Below are 14,773 nucleotides of genomic sequence, written 5' to 3' on the forward strand. Positions count from 1 at the left end.
CGGTCTCCTAGTACGCGAACGACAGTTGCTCTTCGGCTTCCGGCTCGCCCGGTTCGCCCGGGCCGCCGGCCTTCGGCTTGGGCCCCTGGCCCGGCGGATGCAGGTCGTGCGGCGACGGTCCCTCGATCGCGTAGCGACGGATCAGGTAGAACCACACCACTCCCAGCGCGCCGTACAGCAGCGTGAACACCACGAGCGAGGTGACGACCATTCCGACCGGGTGGTCGGAGACGCCCTGGTCGACGGTGAGCCGGATCAGGTCGACGCCGGTCGGGTTGGGGTGCACGACCCAGGGCTGACGACCCATCTCGGTGAAGATCCAGCCCGCACTGTTCGCGAGGAACGGCGTGGGAATCGCGATGAGGCACAACCACTTGAACCAGTTCTGGTCCGGGACGCGGCCGCGGCGGGTGACCCACAGGCCGGCGAGCGCGAGCGCCAGCGAACCGGCGGCGAGGCCGATCATCGCGCGGAACGACCAGTAGGTGACGAACAGATTCGGCCGGTAGTTGCCGGGACCGAACTGCTCCTCGTACTGCGCCTGCAGATCCTCGACGCCCTGCAGGGTCACGCCCTCGAACTTGCCCTCCGCCAGCCACGGCAGGACGTAGGGCACCTTGAGCACGTGCGTGACGCTGTCGCAGTTGTTGTGCGTACCGACCGTGAGGATCGAGAAATCGGGATCGGTCTCGGTATGGCACAGCGACTCCGCCGACGCCATCTTCATCGGCTGCTGTTGGAACATCAGCTTGCCCTGGACGTCGCCGGTGTAGATGAGGCCGATACCGGCGATGATCATCACCAGCATGCCCATGCGGGCGGCCGGCCGGAACATCCCCCGCGCGTCCTGGACGAGCGTCTCCGCGTCCTCCGGCGCCGCGGTCTTGGCCTTGCGCATGTTGCGCACCATCCACCAACCGGCAATACCGACCACGAATGTTGCGGCGGTGAGGAATCCGCCGGCGACCGCGTGGAAGTACGCCGCGATTGCGGTGTTGTTGGTCAGCAGCGCCCAGATGCTCTCGAGTTCGGCGCGTCCGGTCTCGGGGTTGAAACGCGCGCCGACGGGGTGCTGCATGAACGAGTTGGCGACGATGATGAAGTACGCCGAGGCGTTGACGCCGATCGCGGCCAGCCAGATCGTCGCGAGGTGGACGCCCTTGGGCAGACGGGTCCAGCCGAAGATCCACAGGCCGAGGAACGTCGACTCGAGGAAGAACGCGACCAGGCCTTCCAGCGCCAGCGGCGCACCGAAGACGTCGCCGACGAAGCGGGAGTACTCACTCCAGTTCATGCCGAACTGGAACTCCTGCACGATGCCCGTCGCGACACCGATCGCAAAGTTGATCAGGAAGAACTTGCCGAAGAACTTGGTGAGGCGGTACCAGTGATCCTTCTTCGTGATCACCCACATCGTCTGCATGATCGCGACCAGCGGGGCCAGTCCGATCGTGAGAGGTACGAAGATGAAGTGGTAGACGGTGGTGATGCCGAACTGCCACCGGGAGACATCCAAGACATCCATGGCTACTCCGAAAAGTCGGCCCGTAGGACAGGCTTCGGGGTCGAGACGTGGGCAGGCGCTCGATCCCTGTTGACAAAGCTACTGCGGCGAGAAGCTCACCGCAGCCGATTACCTACGACGGAATGTAGTAGACCTTCCGGTCGGCGCCTAGCCCGGGTCTAGTCCGACCCCACCGTCTCGACCGCCAACTCGACCATCGAGGCCACGTCCTCGGCCGCCGGCGACTTCGGCAACGAGAGCCCGTCGAGGGTGTGTACACGGGCCGCCAGCGTCACACTCGAGACCAACCAGATGCCTTCGGAAACAACAAGATCCACGGGATTGAGGGGTGCGTACCGGCACGCGTACCCCTTGGACTCGGCGACCTCGAAAAGGGCGCGCTGCGTGGTGCCCGGCAGGATGCTCTGCTCGGGTGGCGGAGTGATCAAGGTCTTACCCCGGGCGATCACGACCGTCGACCGTGGGCCCTCCAAAATTCTTCCTTCACTGCTCGTGAAGATGACGTCGTCGACACCCCGCGTCTGGGCGTGCCGCAGGGCCGCCATGTTGGTCGCGTACGACAGCGTCTTCGCGCCCGACAGTTGCCACGGCGCCGACGCCGACAGGTCGACCGAGTACCCGCGCGGCAAAGTCATCACGGAGATCCCGTCGCGCCGGGCACGCAGGACACGCTCCGCGACCGGACCCACCGACACGAACGCCGTCGCCGGCCCCCCGGTCTCCCGGCCCCGGCTGAGCAGCAGACGCATCCAGCCTTCCCGGTCACGCCCCCACTCGCGGGCCGCGGCATCGACCGCGCGGCGCCACAACCCGCGGCCGGGGAACGGGAGGTCGAGGGCGGTCGCCGACGCCTCCAGCCGATCCAGGTGCAACCCGACCTTGCAGGCCCGGCCGTCGCGGACCAGCAACGTCTCGAAGACGCCGTCGCCGCGCACCACCGCGAGGTCGTCCACATGCAGGAGCGGGGCGTCGGCGTCACGCACCTGCCCGTCCAGCGTCACCAGCACCTGCCCACCCTGCCCAGCCATGCCGCCCACCATAGTCAGACTCGGCCCGACCAGCAGTTCCCTGCGTCCCGTGGCGCCGTCGCCGACCGCTCCTAGAATGGGGCCGTGGCCGACTCTCCGCTCGTTGCATCCAGTCCACTTCTCTCCACTCCCGGCGCCGTCCCGCCGCCCGAGGGCGCACCGGACGCCGGCGTCGCCTGGCACTACGGCGATCCGTTCGCCGAGCAGCGCGCCGCGGTCCGCGCCGCTGCTGTCGTCGACCGTTCGCATCGGTTCGTCATCGCGATCTCCGGTGACGAGCGCCTGACGTGGCTGCACACCATCTCCAGCCAGCACGTCGCGGCGCTCCCCGACGGGTCCAGCGCCGAGAACCTGAGCCTGGACATCAACGGCCGCATCGAGCACCACTGGGTGCAGACCGACCTCGACGGCGTGACCTGGATCGACACCGAGGCCGAGCGTGGGCCGGAGTTGCTGAGCTTCCTGCAGAAGATGGTGTTCTGGTCCAAGGCCGAACCCCGCGACGGCAACGACATGGCCGTGCTGAGCCTGCTCGGCCCCGACGTCACCGCCTCCCCCGCCTTCCTGGAGGCGCTCGGCGTGTCGGCACTGCCCGACGTGTACGACGCGGTCCCGCTCGCCGGCGGCGGCTTCGTGCGGCGGATGCCGTGGCCCACGGCCGACTCCTTCGACCTGCTGGTTCCGCGTTCCGAGCTGAGTCGCTGGTGGACCGCCCTCACCGCCGCCGGGGCCCGCCCGGCCGGCTCGTGGGCGTTTGAGGCCCTGCGGGTCGCGGCCCTGCGCCCGCGCATCGGCGTCGACACCGACGACCGCACCATCCCCCACGAGGCCGGTTGGATCGGCGGCCCGGCCGAGCACGGCGCCGTCCACCTCGACAAGGGCTGCTACCGCGGCCAGGAGACGGTGGCCCGCGTCCACAATCTGGGGAAGCCGCCGCGGCACCTGGTGCTGCTGCACCTCGACGGTTCCGCCGAGGGGCGCCCCGACGTCGGCGAGTCGGTGACGGCGGACGGACGCGCCGTCGGCCGCGTCGGTACCGTCGTCGACCACTTCGAGTGGGGACCGATCGCACTGGCACTGGTGAAGCGCGCCGTGCCGGCCGAGACAGCGCTCGTCGCCGGACCGTGCGCCGCCTCGATCGACGCGGACTCGGTACCGCGGCACGACGAGGTGCAGGCGGGCCGGGCAGCCGTCGACCGGTTGCGCGGCCGGTGACGGGCGGCCGCCTCGAGGCGGTGTGCGTCGTGTTCGCCGAACGCGACGCACCGAGCAGACGTGCTCCGCGCACCGCCATCGACAAACGCCCCGTGACGGGCCCTGTCCGCGTCGGAACCGGCGGGGTGACCGGGGACCATGTCTGCGACACGCAGTTCCACGGCGGACGCGACAAGGCCGTCTACGCCTACTCCACGGCCGAGGCCGCGCGTTGGGAGACGGAACTGGGCCGGCCCCTCGCGCCGGGGTGGTTCGGCGAGAACCTGCGCATCGACGGTGCGCCGACGACCGATGCGGTGATCGGCACCCGCTGGCGCATCGGCGACGTCGAACTCGAGATCACCGAACCGCGCGTGCCCTGCGGCACGTTCGCGCACTGGGCCGGCGAGCCGCGGTGGGTCAAACGGTTCACCGAACGCGCCGACGTCGGTGCGTACCTGCGAGTGCTGACCCCCGGACACCTGCAGGCCGGCGATCCGGTCGAGGTCCTGGCGGTGCCCGCGCACGGGGTGACCGTCCGCGACGTGTTCGTCGGCGACGACCCCGCCCGGCTGACGCGTCTGCTCGCCGAGCAATCCGATCTCGCGGACGCCGCCGAAGCCCGGGTCCGGAAGTTCCTCAACCGTCGGGAAGAGCAGGTGCCGTCGTGAGCGTCGAACTCGTCGAGGTCGTCCGATCGGGATTCCGCGAGTGCGTGCACCGCGGCTCGCTCGTCGTGCTGACGCCGGGCGGCGCGCCCGGACTAGAGCTCGGCGAGGTGCACACACCGATCTACCCGCGGTCGTCGAACAAACCGATGCAGGCGGTCGCGCTGCTCCGCAGCGGGTTCGTCCCCGAATCCAGCGAGCAGCTGGCGATCGCCTCGGCGTCGCACGAGGGCGAGCCCGAGCACGTCGCACTCGTCGAACAACTGCTCGACCGGCACGGCCTCGACGAGCGGCAGCTGCAGTGCCCGCCGGACCTGCCGGCGAACGAACTGGCGCGCGCCGAGGTGCTGGCGTCGGGCCGGCCGCCCCGGTCGGTGTACATGAACTGTTCGGGCAAGCACGCGGCCATGCTCGCGGCGTGCGCAGCCAACGACTGGCCGCTGGAGACGTATCTCGACCCCACCCACCCCCTCCAGCGCGCCGTGATCGCGACCATCGCCGACCTCAGTGGCGAACCCGAGACCGAACTGGGCATCGACGGCTGCGGGTTGCCGATCATCCCGCTGTCGCTGACCAACCTCGCCCGGGCCTTCTCCCGCCTGGCGACGGCCGAACCCGGATCGGACGAGCGTGCCGTCGCCGACGCGATCCGCGCGCACCCGCATCTCGTGTCGGGCACCGGCCGCGACGACGCCCGCCTCATGCCGGCGGTGCCGGGGTTGCTGTGCAAGGCCGGCGCCGACGGGGTCCATGCGGGTGCGCTGCCCGATGGCACCGCCTTCGCGTTCAAGATCGACGACGGCCACGAACGGGCCCGGCTGCCGTTGACCGCCGCGCTGCTCCACCGACTCGGGGTGTCGTGGTCGGAGGACCACGCCGCGCTGGCCTCCCGCCCCGTCCTCGGCGGAGGCGCCCGCGTGGGGACGATACGCGCCGTGCCGGGTGTGTTCTAGCCTGCAGAAATTCGCCATCATTGCAGCTCATCGGCCCTCTGAGACAAATCAGACACCACCGGGAACCATTGGTGGAGGCGGAAGCGAGATTTGCACGCTAGAGTGTGGGTCAGGAAAACATCAACACTCACGCGGGGCCGCCAAATTCCCCAGGCCGCCCCGCGAAAGCGCGAGGGGGTCAGCCATGGGCCGCGGCCGGGCTAAGGCAAAGCAGACCAAGGTTGCACGGGAGCTCAAATACAGCTCTCCGTCCACGGATTTCGACAGCCTGCAACGAGAGCTCTCGAGCGGCGGTGGATCCGGCTCGTCCCGTAACGGCGGAGTCATCGCCGACAAGCGCTCCGACGAGGACAAGCGTTCCCCCTGGGAGGACGACGACTACGACGATTGGCGTCGTTGACTGCCGTCCTGACCCAGTCGGACACATACGAATGAGGGGGAGCCCGACGGCTCCCCCTCATTCGTGATGTTTCGTTGCGATTCGCCCGGTGCTGCCACACTCGTGACGCCACCGGGCATTCCTGCGTGGCCGGGGCGGCTCTGCCGGCCTCAACTGCTCGCACGTACCCGTCGTCGAAACGACGTCGTCCCCGGACCCTCCTGACGGGGGTCCGGGGACGACGTCTACGTGCGGTCCCGGAGCGGGACGGCCACTCAGAAGCGCGGGTGATCACCCAGCAGCAGTGCGCGTGCGGTATCGGCGTCCGATGCCTTCTTGACGCTGCCGAGGGTCCAGCAGTCGATGTGGCGGGCCGTGAGCACCGCGAGGGCGCGGTCCACGTCCTCGGGCGCGACGATCGCGACCATGCCGACGCCCATGTTGAACGTCTGCTCCATCTCGGCGCGCTCGACGCGACCCCGCTGCGAGATCATCGTGAAGATCGGTGCCGGGCTCCAGGTGCCGCGGTCCAGCTCCGCGACGAGGCCCTTGGGCATCACGCGTGCGAGGTTGTTGGCGAGGCCGCCGCCGGTGACGTGGCAGAAGGTGCGCACGTCGGTCTCGGCCGCCAGCGCCAGGCAGTCCTTGGCGTAGATCTTGGTGGGCTCGAGCAGCTCCTCGCCGAGGGTGCGGCCGAACTCGTCGACGTGCCCGGTCAGCGACATGCGGTCGATCTCGAGCAGCACCTTGCGGGCCAGCGAGTAGCCGTTGGAGTGCAGACCCGACGCGCCCATGCCGATCACGACGTCGCCCGGGCGGACCCGGTCCGGTCCGAGCAGCTGGTCGGCCTCGACGACGCCGATACCGGTCGCGGACAGGTCGTAGTCACCGTCGGCCATGACGCCGGGGTGCTCGGCCGTCTCGCCGCCGAGCAGCGCGCAGCCGGCCTGGATGCAGCCCTCGGCGATGCCGCCGACGATCTCGGCGACCCGCTCGGGGACGACGCGGCCGACCGCGATGTAGTCCTGCAGGAACAGCGGCTCGGCGCCGCACACCACGAGGTCGTCGACGACCATCGCGACCAGGTCGAGGCCGACGGTGTCGTGCTTGTCCATGGCCTGCGCGACGGCGAGCTTGGTGCCGACGCCGTCGGTGGACGCGGCGAGCAGCGGCTCCTTGTAGTCGCCCTTGAGCGAGAACAGGCCGGCGAATCCACCGAGACCACCCATGACCTCGGGGCGGCTGGCCTTCTTCGCCAAGGGGGCGAACAGTTCGACTGCCCGATCGCCGGCTTCGATGTCCACTCCGGCGGCGGCGTACGAAGCGCCCTGCGTGCGGGTACTGTCCTCGGTCATTGGGTTCTGGCTCCAGCCTTGATACTCGGTGAACGTCTCAACTGCAGCATCCGCAGTGGTCGCGAATGCGTGTGCGCATGCGCAATCACCTCGATTGCGCCCTTACGCTACCGGAGTTGCACGGGCATCCCCGGACGGTCCTGCGAACTACGGGCGTGACAGCGCGTCCGCGTTGTCGTTGTCGTGGGTGAGTGCGCTACCCGCCGCGGACTCCAACATCCCCTCGAGGACGTTCTTGCCGATGCCACCCTCCGGCAGCGCGATCGGGTAGCTGCCGTCGAAGCACGCCGCGCACAGACGCGAGCGGGGCTGCTCGGTGGCCGCGACCATGCCGTCGATCGAGATGTAGCCGAGCGAGTCGGCACCGATCGACCGGCGCACGCCGTCGAGCATCTCCTCGAAGGTCGCGTTGACGCCGCTGCCCTCGGCACCGTTCGCGATCAGCTCGGCGGGCGACGCGAAGTCGATGCCGTAGAAGCACGGCCACTTCACCGGCGGCGACGCGATCCGGACGTGGATCTCGAGCGCGCCGGCCTCACGCAGCATGCGGATCAGGGCGCGCTGCGTGTTGCCGCGGACGATCGAATCGTCGACGACGACGAGGCGCTTGCCGCGGATGACTTCCTTGAGTGGGTTGAGCTTGAGGCGGATACCCAGCTGGCGGATGGTCTGCGACGGCTGGATGAAGGTGCGGCCCACGTAGGCGTTCTTCATCAGGCCCTGGCCGTACGGAATGCCCGAGCCCTGCGCGTAGCCGACCGCGGCGGGCGTACCGGACTCCGGCACCGGTATCACCAGATCGCCCTCGGCGGGGTGCTCCTTGGCGAGGCGGCGACCGATCTCGACGCGGGTCGAGTGCACCGAACGACCGGAGATGACGCTGTCCGGGCGGGCCAGGTACACGTACTCGAACACGCAGCCCTTGGGCTCCGGGTTCGCGAAGCGGGACGACCGGACGCCGTCGGCGTCGATCGCGAGCAGCTCGCCGGGCTCGATCTCACGCACGAACGATGCGCCGACGATGTCGAGCGCGGCGGTCTCGCTGGCGACCACCCAGCCGCGGTCCAGGCGACCGAGGCACAGCGGACGGATGCCGTGCGGGTCGCGCGCCGCGTACAGCGTGTGCTCGTCCATGAACGTCAGGCAGAAGGCGCCACGCAGCGTCGGCAGCAGCTTCATCGCGGCCTGCTCGAGCGTGCTGTCCGCGGCGGCGTGCGCGAGCAGCGCACCGACGATGTCCGAGTCGGACGTGGCCGCACCCGGACGCTTGTCGTTGATCAGCCCGGCGTCGCGGGCGCGCTGCGCCAACTCGGCCGTGTTGACGAGGTTGCCGTTGTGGCCCAGCGCGACACCGGTGCCGGCGGCGGTGGTGCGGAAGATCGGCTGCGCGTTCTCCCAGGTCGTGGACCCGGTGGTGGAGTAGCGGCAGTGGCCGACGGCGACGTGCCCCGGCATGGCGCCGAGGGTCTGCTCGTCGAACACCTGGCTGACCAGTCCGAGATCCTTGAACACCAGCACCTGTGCGCCGTCGGCGACGGCGATGCCGGCCGCCTCCTGGCCACGGTGCTGGAGGGCATAGAGCCCGTAGTACGTCAGCTTCGCGACGTCCTCGCCCGGCGCCCAGACGCCGAAGACACCGCACTCTTCGCGAGGCTCGTTCTCGTCCTCGTCTGGTGCGGTCGTAGCAAGAAGATTCCGACTGTTGACCGACAGTTCGGCACGAGTCACGGCAAGCGCTCCCTAAGGGGATTCGGTGAGGGGGGCGTGCCCCATTCTAACTACCGATCCGGGTGAACTCGACGGTCGGTGCATCGGATCACTCCGATGCGACCCACGTCACACGTGGTCGCAGGCGATCACGGGCGATCACAGACGCAGCAGCGGGAGCCAATGGGCGATCTCCCCGGCCCTGCTGCCCGACGCGTCGAGCGCACCGGAACCGAGTGCATCGTCGAATCCGAGCAGCCCGGTGACCAGAAGCAGCCAGGTCCGCGGGTCGGTCTCGACGACGTTCGGCGGCGTGCCCCGGGTGTGTCGTGGCCCCTCGATGCACTGCACCGCGACGAACGGCGGCACCCGCACCTCGACACTCGAACCGGGCGCGACGTCCTCGAGGGTGCGCGCACTCGACCGCACCGCGGCCGCCAGCACGGTGCGCGCCGGCTTCGTCTCGTCCTCACCGCGCAGCCACGGCCCGACGGCGAGCAGCGCGCTGCGGAGTTCGGCGGGATCGACGGCACGGCGGGCGGGCATAAGTGCCAATCTATCGAGCGGTTCCCCGGTGATCGGAACATGGCCGGGCGCATGGCGGTTGCACGGGGCATGAGCACCGACGACATCCCACGCCCGCTCCTCGACCTCGTCGCGTCGCAGAGCCGGGCGGTCCTTGCGACCATCAAGCGCGACGGCAGACCGCAACTGTCCAATGTGCTGTACGCGTGGGATCCGGACACGCGCACGGCCCGCGTGTCCGTCACCGCGGATCGCGCGAAGACCCGCAATGCCACGCGCGATCCCCGGGTGTCCCTGCACGTGAGCTCGCCCGATTTCTGGAGCTACGCGGTGATCGAAGGCGACGCCGAACTGACCCCCGTCGCCGCCGAACCGGACGACGCGACCGTCGACGAACTGATCGCGGTCTACCGCTCCGCAGCCGGACGCGAGCACGACGACTGGGACGAGTTCCGTCGGGCGATGGTCGCCGAGCGACGCCAGGTCCTGCGGATCCACACCGACCACGCCTACGGGACGGCGTAGCTGTCCGGAGTGCGGGTCACACCGGCGGCAGCGGCATCTCGGCCGGACCGGTCGCCACCTGGATGCGCCGCAGCAGCAGCGCGCCGCCGACGTTCACGGCCAGGTGCAGCAGTGCCGGCGCGAGGACGCTGCCGCTGACAGCGCGCAGTCGGTCGAAGAGGATCGAGGCGGCGGCCGTGAACGCGACGGTGCCGGCCACCGAGTCGCCCGCGACGTGGGCGGGGTGCACGTGCCACAGCCCGAAGGCCGTCGCACGGACCGCGGTCGCGGCGGCCGGAGGGAACGCCCGATCCGTCAACGCCGTCAGGACACCCCGGAACAGCAACTCCTCCGTGACGACGGTGCCGAACGGGATGTGGGCGGCCACCCATTCGGCGAAGTCGTCCCGAACGTCGTCCGGCACCGCGAACCGACTGTGCAGCGACGGCATCGCGAGCGCACCCGCGTAGCCCACCACAGGGACTGCGGCGGCCGCACTCCCCCACCGCAGCCCGGCACGAATGTCGCCGAGCCCCAGCTCTTCCCGGTGCAGGCCACCCACCAGTCCGGCGGTCGTGGCGCCGAGTGCGAGCAGAGTTCCGGCCGTCGCCCGGCCCCGCGACGACAACCGCAGCGACGGCAACACCCCGTTGTTCCACGCGACGAACGCACCCGCGGTGGCGAGCGCCGCCGTCCGGCTCACTTCTCCGGCCCGTCGTGCCCGCGTAGACCCTCGAGCGTGGCACGCACCCGTTCGGTGTCGGCCGGCGTCCAGCCGTCGGGGGCCGTGACCGCGACCCAGCCGTCGAGGATGACGGTTCCGTAGTTGTGGCCGTGGCCGTCCGGGACGCCCGCCGCGTTCGCGAGGTCGGCGCTGACCTGCCAGAAGGTCACGAACGGAAACCATTTCATCGACGGCAGCCGGTCGAAGCCCGGCGGCTCGGACAGCCAGTCCGGGCGGGTGAACGCGAGGTCGGTGGACCACCACACCACCGGATCCGACGGGTGCTGGATGTAGAGCACCCGAGGTTCGAGCCACGGCCCCTCGGTTCCCGGGATCGCCGACGCGTCGTCCGCGAACCGGACCACCAGTCCGTCCGCGTACACCGGTTGCACCTCCGGGGTGCCCGGGTCGCGCCGGTCGGTGAGTGCACCCCACAGCGGATTGGAGTTCGGCGGACCCACCCACAGCACACCGTCGACGGTCTCGCGAATGTCGGCGAGGCCGTCGAAGGCGCCCTCCCCGGCCTGCGTGCCGAGGCTCTCGCCGTACACGTACAGCTTGGGTCGGGTGGCCTCCGGTTCGGTGAGCCAGCGGTCGTGCACCGCGTGGATCAACGCGTCCCCGGCGACCGCCGCCTTCCCGCGATCGGCGATGAACGAGATCCAACTCGGCAGGTACGAGTACTGCGCCGCCACCAGCGCGCTGTCACCGTTCTCGACGAGCTCGATCGCCTGCGCCGCAGTGGGATTGACCCAGCCCGTGCCGGTGGTGGGAATGATGACGAGGGCCTTGCGCTGGAACGCGCCGGTCCGTTCCAATTCGTCGAGCACGACGTTCATCCGCGCGGTGGTGTCCTCGGCGGTCTCGAGACCCGCGTACACCCGGATGGGTTCCTTCGCCGGTTTGCCGTTCGCGGCGGCCAGTTCGTCGGCGTGGATGCCGCCGGAGACGAAGTTGCGGCCCTCGAATCCGAGGGTGTCCCACGGCGCCGCCGATGCCGGACTGCCGGACCGCTCCGGCAGCAGGGGTTGCACGGCACCGGGCCGGGTCTCGTTGTTCTGCAGGCTGAAGATCGAGTTCACCGCGGCGTATCCGACGCGGAGCAGGATGCCGTCGACCAGCATGAAGACGAGCACGAGCACGACGGCCAGTCCGCCCGCCGACGCGGCGGGTGGCGGGATCTGGAGCCACTTGTTGAGCTGACGGGCGACCCAGCGGACCAGATCACGCAGGACGCGCCACAGTGAGATCAGTGCGGCGGCGACGAGCAGGCTGAGCCCGCCGGTGCGGATGTATCCGGTGGTGGTGGTGCCCTCGGCGTTCATGAGGGTCGACAGCTCCCGCTGCCACCCGGCGGCGTACACGAGCATGATCACCGCGGCCAGCGCGGACAGCACCGGCACAGCGATCTTGATCGCACGCATGTATTGGTCGGGCAGGGGCCACCAGGTGCGGCGGGCGAGTCCGAACTCGTAGACCGCCCAGCCGACCGCGGCCCCGACCGCGTAGCCGAACGCCGCGCTGATGCCGCCGATGAGCCCCTGGAACAGCCAGTCACGCGGCAGCAGCGACGGCGTCAGCGACCAGCAGAAGAACAGTGACGCGAACGCGATGCCGGTGAAGTCCAGCTTCAGCAGGCCCCACGCCCAGAGGACGAACGGGTGACGGTGGTCGAACCGGGGGGCGGCGGCAGGCCTCGCCGGCTGCGGATCCTCCCGCAGCTCAGCGACTACCTCCCGCTCGACCCCCGAGTCCGTCACGCATCACCCAAACAGTGCCGGGAGGGTCGCTTCGGACGTCTCACGCAGTTCGGCCATGCTGACCGAGAACTGACCCTGGACCTCGACGGAGTCGGATCCCTCGTCGACGACGCCGATACGCACCCACGGTAGACCGCGCGCGGAGCACATACCGGTGAAGCGGGTCTCCTCGGTGCGGGGCACCGCGACCAGCACGCGGCCGGCCGACTCCGAGAACAGCGTCACGAACGGGTCCTCGCCCTCGGGCAGCAGGATCCGGCAGCCGGTCTCGCCGGCCAGCGCCGCCTCGACGACGGCCTGCGCGAGGCCACCCTCGGACAGGTCGTGCGCAGCGGAGATCAGTCCGTCACGCGACCCGGCGAGCAGGATGTCGGCGAGCAGCCGCTCACGCTCGAGGTCGACCTTCGGCGGAACGCCACCGAGGTGGCCGTGCTCGACCTGGGCCCAGATCGAGCCGTCCAGCTCGTCGCGGGTCTCGCCCAGCAGGATCAGGGTTTCACCGGGCTCGAGGCCGAGTCCGGTGGGGATGCGGCGATGCACGTCGTCGATGACACCGAGGACGGCGACGACCGGGGTCGGCAGGATCGCGGTGGCACCGGTCTGGTTGTAGAAGGACACGTTGCCACCGGTGACCGGGATGCCGAGCTTCGCGCAGCCGTCCGCCAGGCCGCGCACGGCCTGCTGGAACTGCCACATGACACCCGGGTCCTCGGGGGAACCGAAGTTGAGGCAGTTCGAGACGGCCTTCGGGGTGGCGCCGGTGACGGCGACGTTGCGGTACGCCTCGGCGAGCGCCAGCTGCGCGCCGGCGTACGGGTCGAGCATGGTGTAGCGACCCGACGCGTCGGTGGCCAGCGCGATGCCGCGTCCGGTCTCCTCGTCGATGCGGATCATGCCGCCGTCGGCGTTCTCGGCCAGCACGGTGTTGCCACGCACGTAGCGGTCGTACTGTTCGGTGATCCACTTGCGGCTGCACAGCGCCGGCGAGGCGACCATCTTCAGCAGCGTCGCCTTCAGCTCGTCCGCCGTCGCGGGACGCTTCAGGTTCGCGGTGGTGTCGGCGATCAGGGCGTCCTGCGTGTCGGGACGCGCGACGGGACGCTCGTAGACCGGTCCCTCGTGGGCGATGGTGTTCGCCGGGGCGTCGACGACGGTCTCGCCGTGCCAGTCGATGACGAGATGCTCGCCGTCGGTGACCTCACCGATCACGGTGGCCAGGACGTCCCACTTCTTGCAGACCTCCATGAACGCGTCGACGTTCTCGGGGGCGACGACCGCGCACATGCGCTCCTGCGATTCGCTGGAGAGCACCTCGGCGGCGGTCATGCCCTCGGCGCGGGTCGGGACCAGGTCGAGGTCGATGTGCATGCCACCGTCACCGGCCGCGGCCAGCTCGGACGTCGCGCAGGACAGGCCGGCGCCGCCGAGGTCCTGGATACCGACGACCAGTTCGGCCTTGTACAGGTCGAGGCAGCACTCGATGAGCACCTTCTCGGTGAACGGGTCGCCCACCTGGACGGCGGGGAGCTTCTTCGGGCGTCCGCCCGAGCTCTCGTCGAACGTCTCCGAGGCGAGGACGGACACGCCACCGATGCCGTCGAGGCCCGTGCGCGCACCGAACAGGATGATCTTGTTGCCGGCGCCGGACGCGAACGCCAGGTGCAGGTCCTCGACGCGCATCGCGCCGGCGCACAGCGCGTTGACCAGCGGGTTGCCCTGGTAGGAGGCGTCGAACACGGTCTCGCCGCCGACGTTGGGCAGGCCGAGCGAGTTGCCGTAGCCGCCGATGCCGCGCACGACGCCGTCGACGACGCGACGGGTGTCCGGGTGGTCGACGGCACCGAAGCGCAGCTGATCCATGACCGCGATGGGACGCGCACCCATTGCCATGATGTCGCGGACGATGCCGCCGACGCCGGTGGCCGCGCCCTGGTAGGGCTCGATGTACGACGGGTGGTTGTGCGACTCGACCTTGAAGGTGACCGCCCAGCCGTCGCCGATGTCGACGACGCCGGCGTTCTCGCCGATGCCCGCGAGCATCGAGGCCTTCATCTCGTCGGTGGTGGTCTCACCGAAGTACTTGAGGTGCACCTTGGAGGACTTGTAGGAGCAGTGCTCGCTCCACATCACCGAGTACATCGCGAGCTCGGCGTCGGTGGGACGGCGGCCGAGAATCTCCTTGATGCGGGCGTACTCGTCGTCCTTGAGGCCCAGCTCCTTGAACGGCTGAGCGACGTCGGGAGTCGCGGAAGCGTTGGTGACGGTATCTACCTGCGGAGACACGGGGCGTGTGGTCCCTTCCCTCTGGGAGCGAATCGGCAGGCCGGGCGGGGGCTGCCAGGGCAAAGTCTAGCCGGGGGTGCCGACGGGCCGTGCACCCAGTTCGGTCCGGTGGGCCCCGAACGCCGACCGCCCCCGAAGCCGAGGCTCCGGGGGCGGTCGTACGCACTC

The 14,773-nt window shown here is 69.8% G+C and carries 13 protein-coding genes; 5 read left to right on the top strand and 8 right to left on the bottom strand.

The features are described 5' to 3' along the window. Positions 1–7: 7 nt before the first annotated feature. Together IJ15_RS0100815 and IJ15_RS0100820 are read right to left on the bottom strand one after the other, a co-directional pair. Positions 8–1,525, bottom strand: coding sequence for a cytochrome ubiquinol oxidase subunit I (locus IJ15_RS0100815; RefSeq protein WP_031936451.1), 1,518 nt, complete (start codon positions 1,523–1,525; stop codon positions 8–10). A gap of 158 nt (positions 1,526–1,683) precedes the next feature. Further along, positions 1,684–2,553 (bottom strand): aminodeoxychorismate lyase, encoded by an 870-nt coding sequence (locus IJ15_RS0100820; protein WP_031936452.1) that lies wholly within the window; start codon positions 2,551–2,553, stop codon positions 1,684–1,686. Between the two features lie 84 nt (positions 2,554–2,637). Between IJ15_RS0100820 and ygfZ the strand changes: the two genes are divergently transcribed. The 4 genes from ygfZ (at position 2,638) to IJ15_RS25420 (ending at position 5,768) form a co-directional block, all read left to right on the top strand. Further along, positions 2,638–3,768, top strand: a complete 1,131-nt coding sequence (gene ygfZ, locus IJ15_RS0100825; protein ID WP_031936453.1) for a CAF17-like 4Fe-4S cluster assembly/insertion protein YgfZ — start codon at positions 2,638–2,640, stop codon at positions 3,766–3,768. After that, a complete protein-coding gene (locus IJ15_RS0100830; protein ID WP_031936454.1) occupies positions 3,765–4,418 on the top strand; it encodes an MOSC domain-containing protein in 654 nt (217 codons plus the stop codon). Before ygfZ ends, IJ15_RS0100830 begins: the two co-directional genes overlap by 4 nt. Continuing rightward, on the top strand, positions 4,415–5,368 hold the full coding sequence (locus IJ15_RS0100835) for an asparaginase (RefSeq protein WP_031936455.1): 954 nt from the start codon (positions 4,415–4,417) through the stop codon (positions 5,366–5,368). Before IJ15_RS0100830 ends, IJ15_RS0100835 begins: the two co-directional genes overlap by 4 nt. 184 nt (positions 5,369–5,552) lie before the next feature. Continuing rightward, positions 5,553–5,768: a DUF3073 domain-containing protein gene (locus IJ15_RS25420; RefSeq protein WP_081880515.1), complete on the top strand. Its 216-nt coding sequence runs from the start codon at positions 5,553–5,555 to the stop codon at positions 5,766–5,768. Between the two features lie 254 nt (positions 5,769–6,022). On the opposite strand, the gene purM is transcribed toward IJ15_RS25420, so the two are convergent. The 3 genes from purM to IJ15_RS0100850 form a co-directional block, all read right to left on the bottom strand. Next, positions 6,023–7,102 (bottom strand): phosphoribosylformylglycinamidine cyclo-ligase, encoded by a 1,080-nt coding sequence (gene purM / locus IJ15_RS0100840; RefSeq protein ID WP_031936456.1) that lies wholly within the window; start codon positions 7,100–7,102, stop codon positions 6,023–6,025. A 147-nt stretch (positions 7,103–7,249) separates the two neighbouring features. Next, a complete protein-coding gene (gene purF, locus IJ15_RS0100845) occupies positions 7,250–8,830 on the bottom strand; it encodes an amidophosphoribosyltransferase (protein WP_031936457.1) in 1,581 nt (526 codons plus the stop codon). Between the two features lie 138 nt (positions 8,831–8,968). Next, the gene (locus IJ15_RS0100850) at positions 8,969–9,355 is read right to left on the bottom strand and encodes a sterol carrier family protein (RefSeq protein WP_031936458.1); all 387 of its coding nucleotides are present in this window, start codon (positions 9,353–9,355) and stop codon (positions 8,969–8,971) included. A gap of 51 nt (positions 9,356–9,406) precedes the next feature. Here IJ15_RS0100850 and IJ15_RS0100855 point away from each other — a divergent pair, with 51 nt between their 5' ends. Beyond that, complete coding sequence (locus tag IJ15_RS0100855) at positions 9,407–9,859, top strand: PPOX class F420-dependent oxidoreductase (RefSeq protein ID WP_407983938.1); 453 nt, start codon at positions 9,407–9,409, stop codon at positions 9,857–9,859. Between the two features lie 16 nt (positions 9,860–9,875). On the opposite strand, the gene IJ15_RS0100860 is transcribed toward IJ15_RS0100855, so the two are convergent. From IJ15_RS0100860 to purL, 3 genes are read right to left on the bottom strand one after another with little or no spacing between them, the layout of a single operon-like run. Beyond that, the gene (locus tag IJ15_RS0100860; RefSeq protein WP_031936460.1) at positions 9,876–10,541 is read right to left on the bottom strand and encodes a CPBP family intramembrane glutamic endopeptidase; all 666 of its coding nucleotides are present in this window, start codon (positions 10,539–10,541) and stop codon (positions 9,876–9,878) included. After that, complete coding sequence (locus IJ15_RS0100865; protein ID WP_031936461.1) at positions 10,538–12,322, bottom strand: alpha/beta hydrolase; 1,785 nt, start codon at positions 12,320–12,322, stop codon at positions 10,538–10,540. The genes IJ15_RS0100860 and IJ15_RS0100865 overlap by 4 nt, the downstream gene beginning before the upstream one ends. A gap of 3 nt (positions 12,323–12,325) precedes the next feature. Next, positions 12,326–14,605, bottom strand: coding sequence for a phosphoribosylformylglycinamidine synthase subunit PurL (gene purL, locus IJ15_RS24795; protein WP_037135197.1), 2,280 nt, complete (start codon positions 14,603–14,605; stop codon positions 12,326–12,328). Positions 14,606–14,773 lie beyond the last annotated feature (168 nt).

Origin of the sequence: Prescottella defluvii (assembly GCF_000738775.1) — a bacterium.
GTDB lineage: Bacteria > Actinomycetota > Actinomycetes > Mycobacteriales > Mycobacteriaceae > Prescottella > Prescottella defluvii.